Annotated in this window: 15 protein-coding genes and 1 pseudogene; 2 read left to right on the plus strand and 14 right to left on the minus strand. The window is 47.8% G+C overall.

Features of this window, described 5'->3' with window-relative positions; genetic code table 11:
- Positions 1–33: 33 nt before the first annotated feature.
- The 3 genes from DIT71_RS09260 to DIT71_RS17865 form a co-directional block, all read right to left on the minus strand.
- Complete coding sequence (locus tag DIT71_RS09260) at positions 34–1,161, minus strand: glycosyltransferase family 4 protein (RefSeq protein ID WP_114612950.1); 1,128 nt, start codon at positions 1,159–1,161, stop codon at positions 34–36.
- Positions 1,162–1,271: 110 nt separating this feature from the next.
- Positions 1,272–2,273: an IS5 family transposase gene (locus tag DIT71_RS09265; RefSeq protein WP_114612951.1), complete on the minus strand. Its 1,002-nt coding sequence runs from the start codon at positions 2,271–2,273 to the stop codon at positions 1,272–1,274.
- Between the two features lie 146 nt (positions 2,274–2,419).
- On the minus strand, positions 2,420–3,523 hold the full coding sequence (locus DIT71_RS17865) for a glycosyltransferase (RefSeq protein ID WP_144114489.1): 1,104 nt from the start codon (positions 3,521–3,523) through the stop codon (positions 2,420–2,422).
- Positions 3,524–3,757: 234 nt separating this feature from the next.
- On the opposite strand from DIT71_RS17865, the pseudogene DIT71_RS09275 reads away from it, so the two are divergent.
- Positions 3,758–4,842 (plus strand): annotated as a pseudogene (locus DIT71_RS09275) (IS3 family transposase); the annotation flags it as partial.
- A gap of 287 nt (positions 4,843–5,129) precedes the next feature.
- Entirely contained in the window at positions 5,130–6,281 is a 1,152-nt protein-coding gene (locus DIT71_RS17870) for a hypothetical protein (protein ID WP_144114488.1), read from the plus strand.
- A gap of 111 nt (positions 6,282–6,392) precedes the next feature.
- On the opposite strand, the gene DIT71_RS09280 is transcribed toward DIT71_RS17870, so the two are convergent.
- From DIT71_RS09280 to prpD, 11 genes are all read right to left on the minus strand, one after another.
- Positions 6,393–7,463, minus strand: coding sequence for an acyltransferase family protein (locus DIT71_RS09280; protein WP_114612954.1), 1,071 nt, complete (start codon positions 7,461–7,463; stop codon positions 6,393–6,395).
- A 120-nt stretch (positions 7,464–7,583) separates the two neighbouring features.
- Positions 7,584–8,519, minus strand: coding sequence for a glycosyltransferase family 2 protein (locus DIT71_RS09285; RefSeq protein WP_114612955.1), 936 nt, complete (start codon positions 8,517–8,519; stop codon positions 7,584–7,586).
- Between the two features lie 13 nt (positions 8,520–8,532).
- Entirely contained in the window at positions 8,533–9,684 is a 1,152-nt protein-coding gene (locus DIT71_RS09290) for a glycosyltransferase (RefSeq protein WP_114612956.1), read from the minus strand.
- A 7-nt stretch (positions 9,685–9,691) separates the two neighbouring features.
- Positions 9,692–10,849, minus strand: coding sequence for a glycosyltransferase (locus tag DIT71_RS09295; protein ID WP_114612957.1), 1,158 nt, complete (start codon positions 10,847–10,849; stop codon positions 9,692–9,694).
- On the minus strand, positions 10,843–11,760 hold the full coding sequence (locus DIT71_RS09300) for an XrtA system polysaccharide deacetylase (RefSeq protein WP_114612958.1): 918 nt from the start codon (positions 11,758–11,760) through the stop codon (positions 10,843–10,845). Before DIT71_RS09300 ends, DIT71_RS09295 begins: the two co-directional genes overlap by 7 nt.
- Positions 11,761–11,776: 16 nt before the next feature.
- Complete coding sequence (locus tag DIT71_RS09305; RefSeq protein ID WP_114612959.1) at positions 11,777–13,063, minus strand: outer membrane beta-barrel protein; 1,287 nt, start codon at positions 13,061–13,063, stop codon at positions 11,777–11,779.
- A complete protein-coding gene (locus DIT71_RS09310) occupies positions 13,056–14,024 on the minus strand; it encodes a P-loop NTPase family protein (protein WP_227538039.1) in 969 nt (322 codons plus the stop codon). Before DIT71_RS09310 ends, DIT71_RS09305 begins: the two co-directional genes overlap by 8 nt.
- The gene (locus DIT71_RS09315; RefSeq protein ID WP_114612960.1) at positions 14,024–15,550 is read right to left on the minus strand and encodes an XrtA system polysaccharide chain length determinant; all 1,527 of its coding nucleotides are present in this window, start codon (positions 15,548–15,550) and stop codon (positions 14,024–14,026) included. Before DIT71_RS09315 ends, DIT71_RS09310 begins: the two co-directional genes overlap by 1 nt.
- A gap of 59 nt (positions 15,551–15,609) precedes the next feature.
- Positions 15,610–16,254: an XrtA/PEP-CTERM system exopolysaccharide export protein gene (locus tag DIT71_RS09320; protein WP_114612961.1), complete on the minus strand. Its 645-nt coding sequence runs from the start codon at positions 16,252–16,254 to the stop codon at positions 15,610–15,612.
- Positions 16,255–16,313: 59 nt separating this feature from the next.
- Positions 16,314–17,726: a TIGR03013 family XrtA/PEP-CTERM system glycosyltransferase gene (locus DIT71_RS09325; protein WP_114612962.1), complete on the minus strand. Its 1,413-nt coding sequence runs from the start codon at positions 17,724–17,726 to the stop codon at positions 16,314–16,316.
- Between the two features lie 182 nt (positions 17,727–17,908).
- Positions 17,909–19,393, minus strand: coding sequence for a 2-methylcitrate dehydratase (prpD, locus tag DIT71_RS09330; RefSeq protein WP_114612963.1), 1,485 nt, complete (start codon positions 19,391–19,393; stop codon positions 17,909–17,911).
- Between the last annotated feature and the right edge of the window lie 105 nt (positions 19,394–19,498).

Consider the following 19,498-nt stretch of genomic DNA (forward strand, 5'->3'; position numbering starts at 1 on the left):
AGCACGCCATTAGCCCACATTCACTTACGAGCCCTACATAAGCTTCCCATCATACACGTGCTGGTACAGGTTCCGAAGTTCTGAGGCAGGACGGGAGATTTGAAAACATTCAACGGCGTGTTCTTGAAAAGCAATGAATTCGGCTTTGCGAGTCTTTAGATTTTTAAGATCGTCAGCAATTGCCTTGGCCAGCGAACCACTATCGCTGGGAGCGACAACTGAAGCAGGCGTTCCCTCCAATACCTCTCGCAGACCAACGCAATGCGTACCCACCATCGGCACACCAGCTGCAAGGGCTTCCATTGCCAACAGACCACAGGCCTCCCAACGCGAAGGCATAGCAACCAAATCTACTCCTTTAAACGCAGCAGGCATGTTGTGCGTTTGAGGCAGTTGGTGAAAATAATGATCGAGGCCTTCTTTCTCAAGATACGCGTAGTCCTCTCTTATGAAGCCACCCCAACCAAACGTAACAACATGCGGGAGGGGCTCAACGAGTCTTTTTTCAACAATAGCCTGCATGGCATCGACAAGAGTCCGGAAACCTTTTTGCCCCATAAAGCGGCCAAAAAAACCTATCAAGGGCGTCTCTGGCTGCAATCCCAATTCACTCTTCAGATTTCTTGTTTCGCCGTCCCTGAAATACTCTGTATCAACCCCGTGAAGAATGCTGTGTACCCTTTCATCCTGAATTTCCGGGAAGAATTCCAGCAAATTAGCCCGTGCATCATCAGTAACCGTATGAATGGCGCTGATGCGGCGAAAAACACTGCTCATGACCCGGCGCTTTAGGCTTCCCTTCCAACCCGAAAACTGCGATGCCAGAAAAACATCGTGGGCTGTCATCAAATGAGATACTGGTAAGCCGGCCCTGGCAATCTCGGTGAGAACTCCGGCAGAAAATCCATGGGAGTGCACGAAATCAAAACGGCCAGATTTCAGTAACGCACGGACCTGCCGTACGAATCCAACGTGTCCAGAAGCGGCCTCAATCAACGTAAGCCTCCCCGGCGGTAAATAATCCTCGATAAACTGATCCAGGCCTTCGGCAGGGGCTACCAATGTCAGTGAACAATCCTGAAAATACGGCTGGCCGTATATATATCTGAAAAACGAGCGAATGCCTCCCCCTGGCTGGAGTGCGGTCATTAAGATTTTCATTGAGTTTTCCCTAGGGAAGGTCTGAATAATCGCTAATTTTTGCCGATATTGGTTTGAGCCGGCAAAAATTCGAAATTTCAGACACTATTCTCCCTTTATTTGTGTGTTTTTTACCCGTTTCCCGCCAGTTTATCGGAAAACAGGCGCACTAGCCCTACGCCAGCATGTATTTTTTCACCAATCAGCAGGTTGCTGAACGCGGCTAGCAAATGCAGCCGGTTATTGTTCTTTACAAGGCCGTGATAGCGGACCTTGCTATAACCGAAGACCTGCTTAATGTACCGGAAGGGATGCTCTACTTTGGCACGTACACTGGCTTTGATTTTCTCGGCTTTCAGCTTATCGGCATCCAGCTTTTTCCAGGTGCCAGGTCGTTTGGCAATGAACCAGGAGACGTCTTCGCGGTGCTTATGCTCATCCCGCATTTGAATGCCAAGGTACCCGGCATCGCCGAAAACCCGCTGCTCCTCTCCATGCAGCAGCTTGTCAGTGGGCACGATGTCGTGAACGTTGGCAGCGGTGGTATCGATGCTATGAATCAGTCGCAATGTGTTGTCTACACCGATGTCCATCTTCATGCCGAAGTGCCACTCGTTGCCTTTCCAAGTCTGGTGCATTTCCGGCGGTCCGCCGATGTGGTCGCGCTTGCCAGTTTGGTTCTTGGTGGAGCTGGGAGCAGGGATAATGGTGGCATCAACAATGCTGCCTTCGCGCAGCATCAGGCCGTTTTTCTCCAGATGTTTGTTCAGCTCTTTAAACAGCGCCTTGCCAAGACCGTGCTGCTCCAGGAAATGTCGGAAGTCGAGAATGGTGGTTTCGTCCGGCAAGCGGTCCAGCTTCAGACCGGCGAAGTGCCGCATGGATTCGATCTCGTACAGAGCATCTTCCATCGCCGGGTCGCTCAGGTTATAGAACTGCATGCAGTGAACTCGCAGCATGGCAGACAACGGATAGGGAACACGGCCATTCTGGCCCTTAGGGCAATAACGGGCTACCTTCTTCTCCAACTGCTTCCAGGCAATCAGCTTGTCCATCCGTTCCAGAAAGATCTCGCGGCGTGTCTTGCGTTTCTTGTTTTGGTACTCGGCTACGGAGAAGGTGATCTGATCCATGGCGGCAATGAATCCTATGCAGTTGGCGATGGCAATATTGTCGCTGATTTCGAGACTTATTCAGAGTCTCCCTAGTAAATTAAATAAAAATAATTTTATAATTAATACACAAAATTTAAGTGTATAATTTATATTAGCTAGCTTCATCATGCAGGACTCGATGATTGTGTTCTGACTAAACAGTTACCTATGATAGAGTCCGGCCTTAGATATCTATCATAGTATTCAATGTTTTTTTTCGACATGATCGAGGCAAACTCCGGTTGATTCAATAGCCTACTGCAGGCATCTATACACTCATGGATCGATTCATATTCTAAATAGTGATGTCCGGAAGAGAAGTCACCGGGAAGCTCAGCACTAATTTTAGATGAAACTATACATTTACCCGCAGCAATATATTCAGCAAATTTCCACCCCATCGAATTTAACAGGCCTGGAGAATTAATCACAACTAGAGATTTTTTCATTACCTCTATGTAAGATTTTCGCCTACTAGGCAACGAAGTTATTAAATCAGGATAAAGCTCAACTGCTTCTTTTGTTGGCTGAAGACCACCTATAAATTTATTTCCAAATTCTTTTTTTAAAGCGCTAATTAAATCAACGCGCTCTTTATTAACATTTTTAAAATCCTGTTTGTTTTCCGACGCAATGTATTTTTCAGGCCATAGTCGACACTGAAAAAGTATGCTTGGCTCCGCAGCCCTATCTGGTTCTGCCTCGATATTTGGAAAAGGAACATAGTTATTTCTTTTTTTAAAATACTCATATTTCAACAAATCAAAAATATTTTCAGCATGAAAGCGATTTTTTTTATAAAAAGGATTAAACGGCCTGCTAATAAACTCTAATAATACTCTCTCGAGAACTCTATTTCCGTTACATAGCAAAGCTTGATAATTTAAACCAAATGGAAGAACCCTTTCTCGATATTTTAGTGGAAGCTCTGCAATAAAATCCTTTTGAAAACTTCTCTTAAAATAAAAATCGATTTCATTAAAGCTTTCCAATAGTGAAATTTTTGGTGAGTCTTGCATATCAAATATACAACGCTTGTATTTATTATCCAAAAAACTTCGAACATCTAGTGCGAGAAACTGTCTATTGCCACGAGTTTTTGTCGTGCTTCGCCCAGTTCTTAGCTTCAGATCTATTTCTCCATACGTATGTAAAAGGAATAACCCACTGTATATCTGATGTAAATGTGTGCCATTAGAGTCTACATAGACAACGACTTCATATTTCATAGATTTTTCTTCCCCTTTAAAAAGGTGCTTAGTCTATTAACGACGTCTTTTCACACGTCACCGCTGAAAACCTATGGCTATTTCTTCAATAACTAAGTTTATCGATCAACCTTAGTTTAAGGCAAACGTGCCGGCAACCACTGAAGTGGTCTCGAAATTTGGACAGGTGCCTAAGCTCTAATTCATCATCTCCAAAATAAGCTCTGATTCATCATCTCCACAAGGAGGAGATTCATGAGCAAAAAACGCAAACAGTACAGCGCATCGTTCAAGTCCAAAGTCGCCCTGGCTGCCCTCAAAGGGGACGAGACCACCTCTGAGATTGCTGCCCGGTTCCAGATTCACCCGACCATGGTCAGTACCTGGAAGCGCGAGCTGCTGGACAATGCTACCGACCTTTTCGAGGGGAAGAGAAAGTCCGCCAAGCAATCTGACGAGCCCAATACTGATGAACTCTACCGCGAGATCGGCAAGCTGACGGTGGAACGCGATTTTTTGTCGCGCAAGCTCGATCAGTAAGCCGTCAACGCCGGTTGGCGATGATCGAGCGAGGTCATCCCCAGGTCAGTATCGCGCGCCAGTGTGAGCTACTCGAAGTGAGTCGCTCATCGTTTTATTACATTCCTCGTGAACGGTGTCAGGAGGATCTGGAGCTGATGTATCTGATTGACCAGCAGCATCTGGAAACGCCGTACTACGGCTCTCGCAAGATGCGAGTCCATTTGCAGCACAAGGGTCACCCGGTAAACCGCAAGCGGGTTCAACGCATGATGCGCACTATGGGCATTCAAGCCGTGTACCCGCGCCCCAGAACCAGCATTCCGGGCGATGGGCACAAGATCTATCCGTACCTGCTCAAAGGGCTGCGAATCGATCGGCCTAACCACGTCTGGGCAACTGATATCACCTATCTTCCGCTGGCCCGAGGCTTCATGTATCTAGTCGCTATCATCGACTGGCATAGCCGCAAGGTGCTGTCCTGGCGAGTCTCAAACACCATGGACACGGATTTCTGTGTCGATGCCCTGGAAGAGGCTCTTCAGCGCCATGGAACGCCGGAAATCTTTAATACTGACCAGGGCGTCCAGTTCACCAGTGAGGCCTTCACAGGCGTTCTCAAAGAACAGAGCATCCGGATCAGCATGGACGGCAAGGGCTGCTACCATGACAACATCTTTGTCGAACGGCTCTGGCGGAGCGTCAAATACGAGTGTGTCTACCTCACAGCCTTCGAGAATGGACACCACTTAAAACAGGCGCTCAACCGGTACTTCCGGCACTACAACCAGACCCGGTACCACCAACGCTTCCAGGGCAGGCCAAGATTGCTAAAAGGTAATATTTTGTTACTTTTCGTAGGAAGAGACCCTCTTCGCGTTATAAAAATCCCTCGAGGTTTATTGTCCTATCGTACTTTTCTATGCATACTTGGACGCTACTGTGAAATAACGAAAGTATTTTTTTTATTTACGTTATATGCAATCTGACGAGATGAGTGAATGATAAATACTGTTACACAAATCGCCAATTCACTGGCAGCTAATTTTACTAATCAATACTTAGAACCAGATGACTTTAAGATATCCGATTATTTGGAGTGCATACTATGAAACGTAGTGCTATTTTATCTTTTGGACTTACCTATTTAGTCGCCACTTCAGCTTGGGCCAACCCAGCGATCCATACTCATTCCATTTCAAATGATGGCAAGATCACGCTATTTGGTATGGGTTTTGGTGCGGGACCAGACGTCGTGCTTTATGATGATATGCGCAATGCGAATGTGTCATCGTCCAGTGTTGAATTATCGCCCTTGAAAGGCAATTGGTTTGAAGTAAAAAAAGCCAAAGCTAGTGAGATCGTTGAAGGACCATTTGGCCCAGACAGCCAAGCCATCATTGTTGCAGAGACTGGCAGCGCCAATGGGGCCAGACCAATTTTCGGTGAGCCTGACCCTACAGGAATTCATGGACTTAAACATTTCCAAGAGATTTATTACAGCTTCGCTTTGCAGGATCTAGGTTCCTTCCCTCACGGAACGGAGGATGAGTTTGCCACAATTTCAGCTTCGAAAGATTCATGGTTAATGTTCGGAGATAGAGGAGACAGCACCAGATACTCAGTTGAAAAGCTCGGGGAGCCATCTGGCCATGACCTAGCAGTCCCAACATGGATTGGTGGCGTATTCTCAATAGGCGGGAATAATACTCGAATGAACCCACTATACCGACAGCAGTCTCTTCGAGATAATTGGGTTTTCGGAGGTTGGGTAACTTACATGTTTCACGCTAAACTCAACCCAGATGACCCATATGGAAATGCTGAAGGTTTCTTCGCCTATTTAAATGAAAAAGCTTATGACAAAAATACACGCACTGGAAATTTTATGACAGACCAAACTGAAGAGGGTGTCCCTTATCCATACTGGGACCGAGTCAGATTTAATGCATGGGTACGGCACAGCTCAGAGACCCAGATCAGGCGCGCAATGTCTAATTTCTATGTCGCTATTGGAGATAATGCAAACGCAAGAGTTCTGCTAACAAACGGTGAGACGCTCGGGACCTCAACACGCGTACAACATTTATTACCAGAGACTTGGTCGGATGACCAGATCAGGGCTACTCTTCCAAAAGACTGGGCTTCTGATAATTTATTTGTACATATAGCCGACTCTGACAATAATTATTCGCAAGGTTACCGTATTGAATGCGGGGAGTGCACTCCTCCAGATACCATAAAATTAAATATTGAATAGAAAAACCATCAAAATAGCTCGGCACCAAATTTTGCCGAGCATTTTTACAATCCAAATAGAGCTTTATTACTAATAATTAACATACAGGTTACTTTGGTTACTTAATAAATTCTATTTTCTATTGACATTTCTCAAAATTAAGCTCGTAACTGGCTTTGTAATTTTCGTAACTGGAATTGCAATAAGTAGCGACCCAAAAAGAACAAATGAAACTTTGAATATTGCACGCAACGGATCTGAGGCTACATTTTCCCATCCGAATTCGACTTCCGAATAATGAATCAAAAATGAATGTATTATGAAAACACCATAGGCATGCTTGCTATACAAACCTACAAATTTATCTATAATTTTAATTTTTTCAAAAATTAATTGTATGACGGGCTTCAAAAGTAACACTAAAAATATTACCGCAAAGCTTAGTGAAATATAATAAAGATTTGGAGAGAATGTGTGATTTGCCATATTTAAGTCTAGGTCGAAATATTTGAACGATGCGTAGGATAAAAAAAGTGAAATTAAAAATAGTAAAGACAATTTTTTCGAGCTAAAGTTTTCAGCTGCAGCATAATAATATGCACCAAAAAAAAAGAAGCCCATATTTACAATAGGCTGGTAAAAATTAAAAAAACCAATATAAAATATCGAACTTATATTCCAAACTAATTCACTAGCCGATAATATTATTGATATAAAAATAGGAATTGCGAGAATTTTTAAACTTACCCTCGCAAAAAGAAATAGCGGAATGGAAATTAAAATTATAATAATTAAAGCTCTTAAAAACCAAATTTGTCCTAGGTTAAACGGCATCATCTCAGTTGCCGGGCTTACAAGAAACCATCGAGCCAAAGTGTAAGGACTAAGCTCTTCAAAGGACGCAAAAAATAAATAATATATACTTACAATGAATCCAACAATCAAGTAATAAGGAATAATTATGGAAAGCAATCGTTTAAATGAGTAATAGCGAATGCTCTCAGCTCGCAGATAAACAGGATATGAAATCGCACCACTTACGAAGAAAAGTATTGGTAAAAATACATGAATGAACTGAGAGTAAGGAGTAAGGAACCATGAGAGACCAAGATGAACCAGCACAACTCGTATAATGGATAGTCCTCTCAGCCTATCTATAAAGATCCGATCGTCGGAACTAATAACAGACATTACTTTAGTCATCAATAATATCCAAGATGAGATTTTTTTACTTTACTTAAAAGATGATGGTGAAAAAACAACAACCAAAAATACGTTAAACATAATTAAGTCATCTCAAGCCTAGATGACTAAAAATAAAATCTAAATATTTACGTTTTTTCGGAATACTCGTTTTCTAAACATGTACATAAACGACGGATTGTATTTCTCTAAAGCTCTGTATCGTTTAATTGTTTGCTTGGACATTATAACTCTATCTTTATAAACTTTAGGGGTTCCAAGAAAACCATCCTTAATACCTTTTGCCCAGTAGGTAACGAATCCATCCCTGACGGCGTAAACGAATAGGGCCGAGAGGTCAATGAATAGCCTCTTTAGAGTCAACTGGATAGGATAGCAACGAGCTGCAAGCCAAATAATATTTCTACTGTCATAATAGTACCGACGCCAACTTGGGCGACCTTCCGGAGCATGCGCATGCCTTACAACAATATCCGGTACGTATAAAATATCATAGTCTATATTCATCATACGAATAGCAAGATCTGGCCCCTCGTGGCTTATAAAGAAATAGTCAGGATAGGCCCCAGCTTTTGTGAACGCTAAGCGCTTAAAAGCAACCGCTCCTTCGCTAATTTCATAAGTTGAGAACGTAACATCACACCAATCTTCTATCTTCCGGTGGTGGCACCAATTAATCTGTTCTTCGGTTTCATCATCGATGACCTTGAAATTTATTGCGCCCAGCTTATTTCTTTTATTAAAAAGTCTGAGAATTTTTCGAATATCTCTATCGGTTAGGCCGAAAACATCATCATCTAAAGTGATCACGATATCCGCATTGGCTTCTGAAACTCCGATATTTCGACCGGCAACTCCAACATTTTCTTCTAATCTGATTATCCTTACGCCATCAAACCCACTCAAAATCTCAGTTACAGGAACATCTGAGCAATTATCAACAACTATTAATTCGACTTCCTCAATGGAAATATCTAATATTTCACGAACGTTGCGAATGATTGAATCAGGGCGATTATAAGTAAGAATTACTATCGATATATTTGGATTTTGCATCTCGAAAACTCAATTAATCTGATGGCCGTAAATTTTTATGTGTGACAGATCGATAAACATCCTCATAGGCCATGACCATTTTCTCAAGAGAATACCTTTCATTTACGGCCTTGAAAGCCCATTCGATACGTCTGGTTTCTTCTTCGGGCTCGGAGAGAAAGTCTTGGATTGCTGAAGCAATGTCGTCAGCATAAGGGCGGTCAATAATTACCCCGCCTTTTCCGAAACCTACTACGTTACCCATTTCGCCAACATCAGTTACAACAACTCCAGTTTTTAGCGCCATGGCTTCGAGCAACGTAATAGGAAGTCCTTCTGAAATAGAGGGTATAGCTAAGACTGAAGCAGTCCGAATTAGAGGATGGATATTATTTATATAACCCGGAAAAAGCACGTTTTCGAATAAACCACTCTCTCTTGCCTGTTTAGATGCCTCCCCTAAGAGTGGGCCATCGCCAGCCAAAATCAGACCAATGTTTTTATATTGCTTCTTCAAGAGAGACACGCTTTTTATTAACTCAGCAAAGTTTTTTTCTCTTGAAAATCGCCCCACTCCCAAAACTACCGGGCTGTGATTATCCAAAAAGTCGGTTATTTCCATGTTGATTTTTTGACGTGCACAAATTTCAACTTTATGAACATCAATACCGTTGGTGATCATGGTTATTGCATTTGAGTTCTTAATAAAGAAAGGCAGCTTCGGTATAATCTTTGAAGAGACAACAACAATCCTCGACGCTCGAGTCAGAGCTAATTTGTCAAAAACTTCGTAAAGCCGTCCTTTCGAAAACGGTCTAGAATACGTATATCCATGGAGCGTTGATACTAGCGGAAGCTTTCGGTAGCTATTGGGGAGCATGCCTAGCAGAACATTAAATTTGTACCCATGACTATGGAGGATATCGAAACCTTCCCTTTGAGCCCACCTTAAAATTGCTATCGCCCCCTTAAGATTAAATCCTGGCTTCATTCGCCATGCTTGCACAGAGATTCCCCGGGCCGCACCCTCCTCTTCGATACTTTTAATTCCCTCACCAGGCACTCCCGCACTAAGAATCACGGCATTAAGACCTTTTTCCTTTTGCTTCGTTGCAAGATCCAAAAGCATTTTCTCGGCACCATAAAGCCCGCCGCTATCGATTAAGTGCAGTACCTTGAACTCCATTGCAGTCTTAACCCTTCCTTGGATTCCATATGATTTTTTTCTCCCCTTTCATAAACGCTTTTACAGCCTTCAGGGAGGCAATATTGAGCAGTATAAAGTAGTAAGGTACCGCGTAGATGATAAGCAGATGCCGGCCGGCTGCCTCCTGGCTGTGGCCAACCCAGGCAAAAGCGTATAAGAATATCAGGCCAATGGCGGCAAGCAGATAAATATCGCCTTTTGGTGAAAGGAGTAACGACGCGATGGTTAATAGCGCCAGCGGTACAAATGCGAAGTACCGAAGCAACTTGTGTGACGTCAGCTGAATTGCATACATGCCATGGGTTGCCGGATTCATCAGATGCTTCATGTCTTTTAACGCCCACAGGGCGCGGAGACTCACCCGGACTCGCATGCTTAGTTCGCTGCTGCTGTCGTGCAGGGCCTCCTCTTTCAACAGGGCTTGAGGCTCATAGACGACACGATATCCCTGCTCTACTACTTTCAAAGGCTGTACGAAATCCGGTAGCTGGTCGGCCCTGAGAGGCTGGTAGAGGGTCTTTCGCATGGCGTCTATGCCGCCGTCTACGCCCACAACAGAACCCAATGCTGTCTCCTGTTCCCGCAACCAGTTTTCATATTTCATGTAGGCACTGCAACCGTCACCTATCAGGGAACCGTCGTCGTTCACATAGACCATCTTTCCCGTGACATACCCTATCTCAGGGTCAGCGAAGTTGCTGCACAGGTATTTAATGGCCTGTCTGTCCCACTGGGAGTTGGCGTCTGAAAAAAGAAGGATATCGCCGGTGGATTCCCGCACCAGGGTGTTCAGGCCGGCAGTTTTGCCCTGCCTTGGTACCTGGCGGAACAGGCGGATCGGAAAAGGTGCAGAGCTTGCGACACGATCGATTATTTCATCGGTGCCGTCATCGGATTCATCCGAGACCACCAGCACTTCCAGTTTCTCTGCCGGATAGTCCTGCGCCAGTTTGTTATGGAGGGTCGCTTCAATGTCCTTGGCCTCGTTGTAGGCGGCAATAAGGATGGACACCTTTGGCTGGTAACCAATATCGGCTTTCACAGGCTTCGGCCATAACCTGGCAAACGCACTCGCCAACAGCGGGTAACCGAAATAGATGTAGAAAAGCAGTAACAGAGACAGCCAGAACATCGGTACTAGCATGACGATGTGAATTCCATACTCGCTTGGCTGACAGTCTCCGGCGGCTCGTGGGCAAGCAACTGCTGGTCTCTTAATACGTCACTCATGGCAGTAAACCGGAACTGACCCAGCAGCTGGTCCAGCCTTTGCTCGCACACATCCAGATTGTTGTAATGCCGGAAGCGGGAGAACCATTTTACGTTCAGCCGTGGCTGCTCCGGATCTACTTCCCATGGGTGGAGATAGAACACGAATGGCTGACCCTGTCGGTTTATACTGCCAAGCCCCCAGCGGCTGAACCAGTACGGAAACAACCGGAAATAACCGCCGCCTGCGATGGGCAGCGTATAACCTGGAAGCTTCAGGGTACTCAGGGGAAACTCCGCCAATTCATGCCCTTTGTCAGTTGTCAGCCGGTGGGGCCAGCGGGGTGTGCCCGGCATGCCGTACCTGTCGTGGTGAACCGGAAATATGGATGAGTCCCAGACAAAGCCTTCTTCGGCCAGTATATCCAGAGCCCAGCGCGACTGGTTGGTGATGGAGTAACTGGCGGCACGGTATCCGGTAACGGGTTCGCCGGTGATGTCCTCGAGGATCTGTTTCGAGCGCCGCGTTTCTTCGCGGAAAACTTCCGGGGTCTGGTTATAGATCAGCTGGTGGCTATAACCATGGCTGGCCACTTCATGGCCGGCTTTCTGTATATCGCGAACCAGCTTGGGCGATTTCTCCGCCACCCAGCCCAGGGTAAAGAAGGTTGCCCGGGTATTGTGCCGAGCAAGTAATTCCAGCAGCCTGTGAGTGTTGGCCTCAACGCGGTACTCCATGGAATGCCAGTCTTCCCGTTTTACGGCCTCGGCCAGGGCAGCTACCTGGAAATAGTCTTCTACATCAATGGTTAGTGCGTTTGCTATCCGACTATTATTGGTATTCATTAGCGCGCTTCCCTACTCAGAAAAATTGATAATTGAGGGAAACCCTAACCCAGTTTTCATCATATTCCCTGGATTGAATGTCGCTGGTCTTTTTCTGGTGCCCGATGGCAGAACTGATCCCCATTCTGGTCGTCAGCTGATAGTCCAGCCCGAGGGACAGCCCGAGTAGATCATCTTCGGTATCATCCTCTTCAAAGCTCCGCCGCTCGTAGCCGGCATCGGTAAACCATGAAAGCAGCTCCGTTACCGGCCTGGAGTAACGGGCGTCAATTCCGATCCGCTCTTCGCGGTTGTCGGTCCGGATGAAGTCACTGCGGCTGGCTGTCAGCCCCGTGCTAAAGGAAGATCCGTCACTGAACCGCGTATTGTAACCAGCGCTTACCACTGTGACTTCCACGGCGGACGTTTCCGTCAGGTTGAAATTGAAGTCCTCGAACTGAAAACCCAGCGTCGATGTCTGATCCGTTAGCCGGCGGTTGGCATTCAGCGTGAAAGTACTGGTCGGGTTAATGGTTCGCACGATGTTCAGACTGCCAGTTATGCCATCGCTGGACACCTCCTGGCTGCCCAAGCGAGTCTCAAGCTGATTTACGCCAATGGAGCCACTTATCCGGGTGGTTGCCCAGGTTTTACTGAATGTTGCGCTAACTGATTCCCTGTCCAGTTCTTCTTCAGTATCCAGTTCCGTGCGCTCTGCACTGGCCGACAGGCCTCCCTGCAGGGTTTCACTGAAACTGTGGTTATAGGCAGCTGTGGCGGTTACGCGATCGCTGTCTGGCTCTTCCGGCTCTTCAAACTCGGTGTTTTCGTAAGCAGCAGAGAACTGCAACTGGTCGACCTGAGTTAATCGCATTGTGTAGACCGGGCCCGTGCTGAAAACGTTTTTCCGGGTCTGGTTGTCGCGGGTGGTGGCCTGGCGGGTGTCCTGTGTGACCTGGCTGATTCTGTTTGAAGCCTGCCACACCAGACCATCGGTGAGTTCGCATTGTCCGCTCAGACTACCATTTGTATAAACTTCCGGGTCGAAGGTGTCTTCATGCCAGTAGCCATAGCCGAGCCCCATATCTACCGAAGATGTGCACCGCCCCGGGTCGCTCAGATACTGGTAATTCAGGTTTACCCGGGTTTCCAGATCGCTTTCGGGATTACTTTCAACGCGGCGCGAGTTATCAGAGTAGCGGTTATCAATACCGCCAGACAGGCTGCTGGTAGCCCCGATAGCTGGCCCGCTTCCCAACAGCAACAGGCCTGCGCCGACAGAGATGATCCATCGAATCTTCCCTGATCGATAACGCTCATCCATTGATGACAGCTCCTACAAACTTTTCCGGGTCAAATGCCTGAGCGGCGTTATCTACGGCAGCCGCTGTTATCTGACCGTGTGGCACTACCAACATCGAATAATCGCACAGATCACCAAGAATACGGGCATCCGGCGAATCACTGATCGGTGCCGTGTCAAGCACAATGAAGCGGTCCGGATAGCGGCGGCGAATTGCCAGGAGGAATTGCTTCATCCGAAAGGACGTAAAGAATTCTGCCGCGTTCTCTCTACGGCTGCCTGCAGGCACAAGCCGCAAGCGGGGAATGCCTGTCGGGTAAATGATCTTTCCGATGTCGTAATCGGAATCTTCCAGAAAATCTGTCAGGCCGGCTTCGGCCGCAAGATCCAGTTGAGAATGAAGTGTCGGATGTCGCAGATTACAGTCAATAATGAGCGCTGTTTTTGACTGATCAAACGCAAATGCTGCTGCGAGGTTCAGAGCCATGAAGGATGCGCCCGCCCCCTCCTTTGCTCCGCTGACTACCAGGGTGAAGTTATTTCCCCCTGAAAGCTCGAGCAGTTTTGTCCTCAGATGACGGAACCGGTTGACCAGGTCACGGTTTCTTGACTCAGGATAGATGATGCGTCGTTCGTCCAGATCATCGGGCGTGAGCCTGCGAGGCTCCTGCATTTTGACGATCTGTTTGCTAATGACGTATTTGTCGACAGCGCCGGGACCAAGTTCAAGAGAACTGGGCACCAACATTCGGGAATCGTCCCACTCGGAGTAAGCGGAGCCGTTTCGCGGTGACTGGTCTGAGCCGTTGGCATCCTGTCGGCGTAGGTTTTTTTGATTGTCAGCCTCCCTGTTATCTGAGTTCTTGTTATCTGAGATCCGATCGTCACTTTGCCCGCGACGCTCGTCTTCAAATGTTGCATCAAACTTTGCACTTTCGACATCTTCCGAAGAGCCAGAGGCACCCTGCCTATATTTCGCCATCAAATAACTCCCATCAGCGCAGCGCCCGCAATGACAATGTATGCAACTACCGATATTACGGCAAACACGGAAATAGTGACGGTAACCAAGCGGTCCCGGCGTTTCTCATAAGGTGTCCTTACGGGAGGCATTTCCGCAAGCACTGGTAAACCGATGCTAGCTTCAAGCTGTTGGCGCGCCCGAACTCGCGGATCGATCTGGAGTAACCCGGCGATAGCGCCAAAAGGCGCGAGGGCACCCAAAAACAGCCCTGCAAACGCAAAGGTTGAAAACTTCATATCCGAGGGTGATGTAGGGAATTGAGCTGATTCATAAATTTCGTAATTAAGGCCCTGACCCTCGATGTCCAGGTGCATGGACACCCGCGCCCTTTCCCGGCGCTTCAGCAAATCGTTATAGATTTGAGTATTCACATCCATGTCCCGGGTAATCTCTGCGTACTGGGTCTTGTTTTCCTGGATTCGATCCATTCGCTGTTCCTGTTCGGCAATCAGCTGGTTTAGCGAGTTGATGCGAGTTATGAGGGTCTGCAAATCGGCCCGAGTTCTGGACAAAGAGGAGCGAATGTCCTGATAGATAGGATTGACAACATCCTCTCCAGAAACAACCTGGTCTCCCTCCTCTCCCTGCTCAATAGCTCTTTGCCGCTGCTTGCGAAGCTCCGCGATCTGCTCTTTCAGGATCACAATGTCAGGATAGGAGTCCAGGTATCGCAAACGCAGGTCGTCAAGCTGTGACTCCATGGAACTGATTCTCTGTTGAAAGGCATCAGCCGTTCTGCCCTGGCGGAGTGTCGGATCGATGCTACTTAACTGGTTTTCCAGAGACCGGACTCTCGACTCCACCTCAGTCTTTTCCATTTCGGCAAGCTCAAGCTGCGACTTCAGACTGTTCATTCGTGAACTTGCCTCGCCCTCCGTTCCTTCTTTGTTCTCAGACAAAAAGTCCTGCAGCCTTTTTTCTACATCGGCCAACTGGCGCTCATAGCTTTTCACCTGCTTGTCGATAAAATTGTAGGCGCTCCTGCTCTCACTACGCTTTCTATCGGAACTTTCCGCTATAAATAATTGGCCAAGTTTCTGGGCAATACGAAATGCCTCAATTGGCGACTCTGAACTATAACCAATTGAAAAATAGCTGCCGCCAACGTGCCTGACACTCATATTACTCCGTAATGCCAGTATTCTTGCCTCAAGCGCTTCGTCGTCTATGTTGCGAGCGTCCGGCCCATATATATCGGGATCTTTGGCCAACTGCCCAACCACGTCCCTGTTGGAGAGGGTTTGTCTGGCCGAAGAGGTCTGTTCACTTATTTTCGTTGTAACTGCGCTGCCTTCCATCAGTGGGCCAATAATATTTTGATCATCCACAAAGATGATAACTTCCGACCTGTACTGGTAAGGCCAGACAAAGCCGGTAGCAAGTACAGCGAAGCTCACAACCGCAAAAGCGATGAGCACCAGCCATTTGCGGGCGCGGACTTCCCTCAGAATTTCAACCGGTAAACTAGATAGTGGAAGTGCCATTTCGAATATCCAAAGTGTTAGTCAGCAATTAGCGCAGCGTCGTTGATCTGATGAGACAATCAGAAGCTTCGTTCTGGTACGGCGAGTATGTCACCGGGCCGCATTGAATAGTTCGTTGCTATGTCACCTTTGGTCAGGATATCGTCCAGTCTTACGGGAATTGCTACAACCTCACCCTCCACGGGCCTGTAAAGCATCGCGTTATTGGGAGCTGCAAAAGGATTTGCACCGCCGGCACTGAGGAACATATCAAGTACCGTCATGCCAGCACGATGAGGCACTGACACAGGACTCTGCACAGCCCCCGTTACCCGTACTCGGTCAATATACTCATGGCTGCCCATGTTGGTTACAACAACGCTTACCTGCGGCTCTCTTATAAAGCCGGCAAGGTTGGATTCTATGTCGTCTGCGAGGTCTTCCGGTGTTCGCCCTGTGGCCTGTACATCTCCAACCAGAGGAACAGAAATCTTGCCGTCCGGACGCACTGGCACCGAGATGCTCAAGTCGTCATTCCGCCAGACTGAAACCCGCACAACGTCGGTTGCACCCAGGATGTACTGATCAACACTATTGACCGTATCCAGTTGAAGTGCCTGCTGGACCTTAGCGTCTGAGGATGGAGAATTGGATGCGCAGCCGGTAATGAATGCAACCGCCGCCAGGGGCAGCAAAAGTGCCCGGATTGAATACTTCGATGACATTGTCTTTCCTCTCTGATTCCGTTTCTGATTCCATGTCTCGGGGAGAGCTTGTCCCGAAACTACCTTGATCCTTTCTTGAACAATACCACTTCTACTGTCTGAATTATAATCAATACGTCCAGTAACAGACTCTGATTCTTGATGTAGTAAAGGTCATACCGGAGTTTTTCCCGGGTATCTTCTTCGTTATCGGCATAAGCAAAGCAGAGCTGAGCCCAGCCAGTCAAACCGGGCTTGACCCGATGCCGCTCGCTGTAAAACGGAATTTTTTCGGACAACTTTTCCACAAATACCGGCCGTTCAGGACGTGGGCCAACAAAGGCCATGGTGCCGTTCAGAACGTTAAAAATTTGTGGCAGCTCGTCTATCCGTACCTTGCGGATAAATTCCCCGACTTTGGTGACCCGGGCGTCATTCTTGCTCGCCCAGACCGCGCCGTTCTTCTCGGCATCGATGGACATTGAGCGGAACTTGTGAACCTTGAACACGCTGCCACTCAACCCTACCCGTTCCTGGCTGTAGAAAATGGGGGCCTTGAGGCCGTCTTCAATCTTGATGGCAATGGCGGTCAGTAACATTAGCGGCAGGCCGACCAGAAACAGGGTACCGGCTGCCAAAATGTCCAGGGAACGTTTACCGAACCCATACACAGAAGAAACGGTAAATCCATCGGAAAACACTAACCAGCCGCGGGTGACCATTTCCAGTGCTACTTTGCGGGACTCCCGTTCATAGAAGCTGACGCCGTCTACAATCCGGACCCCCTCCATTTTACATTCCAGCAGATCTTCCATCGGCAAGCCATTACGGCGATCGTCAACAGCCACCACGATTTCATGAACAGGGTGCTTGATGATGTAATGGTGCAATGTGTCGGGTATCTTCAGCAGGTATTCTTCACTGACTTCCAGGGGTTCGCCAGGAAGAGGCACGAAGCCGGTGAGGATAAAACCCTTGCGGTTAAATGGCGTTCTGAGGTCCTCGTGTATCTGCCTGGCACGCAAACCTGCTCCCAACACCAACACTTTTCGTTTAAAGGTTTCCTTACCCACCGTGGCAAAAAAGAGTGAGCGAATAATGCCCAGCAGGAAAAACCCGAAAACGGACGCGGTGGTCAGTACGCTGCTGGCCCCCATGTACCAAAGCCAGTCGGAGGCAAGCAGATAGGCAAAACCGCACAACGGAACACTGATAATCAGGGTGATGATAGTACGCAGCATCATTCCCGACATGCCTTCTTCCAGGCGAGACTGGTGGACGCCAAGCGCTATCATCACCAACAAGTTCACGGCTGAGAAAACGAAAGCCGACGGTAGCAGGAAGCCGAGGTTTTCAAGGAAAAAGGCTAGATCACCGAAGTAGCGAAAAAATACGGCCAGAGCGAAGCCAAACGTCAGCACCAAAAAATCAATCAGGCCGAGGATGACATAGGGCAGGTGGATATAATGTTTAAACAATCTGACGTGGGCCACGCCAACTCCTTTTTGCTGCTCACAACAATGAAACAACGCATCCCGTGCGTTACATACAGCGTTATATGACCAGCAGTGTACTGTAAATTTTTGTAACTGCAATCGCTAACGAGCAAACTGGCGTGCGGAAGTGCAAAAAAAACTGACGCTCCCAACACACCTGTAATTTTTCGGTATCACCTTCAAATCACAAAAAGACCAACAAACTCGTGCACCGGCGTTCCTTCCAGTGTCTTCTGATTTTTACAGAGCTCGGAGATCTCGTCACAGCGCTGCCCCGGAAAACGCGTAGCCAGGTTGTTGTTGAACTTATCTTCCAGCAGGGGAATGCCCTCTTTTCTGCGGCGGCGATGACCGATAGGATATTCGACCGCAACGATATCCGTGCTGCTGCCATCCTTGAAAAACACCTGAATGGCATTGGCGATTGAGCGTTTGTCCTCCTCCAGATACTCACGGCTATATCGCTCATCTTCCACCACTTCCATTTTTTCACGGACCCTGTCGATGATCGGATTGGCCTCGTGGAAACTGTCTTCGTAATGTTCAGCGGTCAGGTTGCCGAAGATCAACGGTACCGCCGTCATGTACTGCAGACAGTGATCCCTGTCCGCCGCATTCGCCAGCTTGCCCTGTTTGGAAATAATGCGAATGGCGGATTCATGGGTTGTGATAACAATGCGATCGATTTCCTCTATCCGGTCTTTCACCTGCGGGTGCAAAGTCACCGCTGCTTCGGCCGCTGTCTGGGCATGAAATTCTGCCGGGAACGAAATTTTGAACAGTATGTTCTCCATCACGTAGGATCCGAAGTCCTGGGGTAAAGAAAACTGACGCTTGTCTTCAGGTTTAAGCTTCTGATCCTTGTTGGTCTTACTGAACAGCACATCGTAAAAGCCCCACTGGGGAGCTGTTAGCGCGCTTGGAATGCCCATTTCGCCTCTCATGGCGATGCCTGCCAGCCGGACAGCGCGAGAAGTCGCATCCCCCGCTGCCCAGGATTTTCGGGAGCCTGCATTGGGTGCGTGGCGGTACGTGCGCAACGACTGGCCATCCACCCAGGCGTGGGACAGCGCCGAACACATTTGTTTCCGGTTTGCGCCCATCAGTTTTGCAGTGACCGCGGTCGATGCGACTTTCACCAGTACCACGTGGTCCAGCCCTACCCGGTTAAAGGAATTCTCCAGTGCCAGCACACCCTGAATTTCGTGGGCCATGATCATGGCTTCAAGAACATCTTTCATAGTCAGCGGTTCTTTGCCTTCCGCCACCCGTTTCTGGGAAAGATGGTCCGCTACCGCAAGAATGCCCCCTAGGTTATCGGACGGATGGCCCCACTCGGCCGCAAGCCAAGTGTCGTTATAGTCCAGCCAGCGAATGATACAGCCAATATCCCAGGCAGCTTTTACCGGATCCAGCCGGAATGGCGTTCCGGGAACGCGCGCGCCGTGGGGCACCACCGTGCCCTCAACCATCGGGCCAAGGTGTTTTGTGCATTCAGGGAACCGCAGTGCCAACAAGCCGCAGCCGAGCGTGTCCATCAGACAGTTACGGGCCGTGTTCCAGGCTTCTTTGCTTTTTATGCGGTAACTGAGGGTGTAATCGGCAATGGTTTGAATGAGGTCATCGTAGTCGGGGCGTTCGTTGAGATCGAAGGTCGCGGACATGGCATCGCTCCAGAATATTTAACGCTAAATTCTTTAAGCCTAGCTCAAGGTTAATTGTAGACAACTTGAATTCCAGCGTAATAACCAAGAGGCTGAATGAACTAC

Source organism: Marinobacter vulgaris (assembly GCF_003344045.1).
Lineage (GTDB): Bacteria > Pseudomonadota > Gammaproteobacteria > Pseudomonadales > Oleiphilaceae > Marinobacter > Marinobacter vulgaris.

What these genes read in the sequence shown, in the direction of transcription:
- DIT71_RS09260 (WP_114612950.1), bottom strand. Translation starts at nt 1,161, where the DNA reads ATGAAAATCTTAATGACCGCACTCCAGCCAGGGGGAGGCATTCGCTCG.
- DIT71_RS09265 (WP_114612951.1), bottom strand. Translation starts at nt 2,273, where the DNA reads ATGGATCAGATCACCTTCTCCGTAGCCGAGTACCAAAACAAGAAACGC.
- DIT71_RS17865 (WP_144114489.1), bottom strand. Translation starts at nt 3,523, where the DNA reads ATGAAATATGAAGTCGTTGTCTATGTAGACTCTAATGGCACACATTTA.
- DIT71_RS17870 (WP_144114488.1), top strand. Translation starts at nt 5,130, where the DNA reads ATGAAACGTAGTGCTATTTTATCTTTTGGACTTACCTATTTAGTCGCC.
- DIT71_RS09280 (WP_114612954.1), bottom strand. Translation starts at nt 7,463, where the DNA reads ATGACTAAAGTAATGTCTGTTATTAGTTCCGACGATCGGATCTTTATA.
- DIT71_RS09285 (WP_114612955.1), bottom strand. Translation starts at nt 8,519, where the DNA reads ATGCAAAATCCAAATATATCGATAGTAATTCTTACTTATAATCGCCCT.
- DIT71_RS09290 (WP_114612956.1), bottom strand. Translation starts at nt 9,684, where the DNA reads ATGGAGTTCAAGGTACTGCACTTAATCGATAGCGGCGGGCTTTATGGT.
- DIT71_RS09295 (WP_114612957.1), bottom strand. Translation starts at nt 10,849, where the DNA reads ATGCTAGTACCGATGTTCTGGCTGTCTCTGTTACTGCTTTTCTACATC.
- DIT71_RS09300 (WP_114612958.1), bottom strand. Translation starts at nt 11,760, where the DNA reads ATGAATACCAATAATAGTCGGATAGCAAACGCACTAACCATTGATGTA.
- DIT71_RS09305 (WP_114612959.1), bottom strand. Translation starts at nt 13,063, where the DNA reads ATGGATGAGCGTTATCGATCAGGGAAGATTCGATGGATCATCTCTGTC.
- DIT71_RS09310 (WP_227538039.1), bottom strand. Translation starts at nt 14,024, where the DNA reads ATGGCGAAATATAGGCAGGGTGCCTCTGGCTCTTCGGAAGATGTCGAA.
- DIT71_RS09315 (WP_114612960.1), bottom strand. Translation starts at nt 15,550, where the DNA reads ATGGCACTTCCACTATCTAGTTTACCGGTTGAAATTCTGAGGGAAGTC.
- DIT71_RS09320 (WP_114612961.1), bottom strand. Translation starts at nt 16,254, where the DNA reads ATGTCATCGAAGTATTCAATCCGGGCACTTTTGCTGCCCCTGGCGGCG.
- prpD (WP_114612963.1), bottom strand. Translation starts at nt 19,393, where the DNA reads ATGTCCGCGACCTTCGATCTCAACGAACGCCCCGACTACGATGACCTC.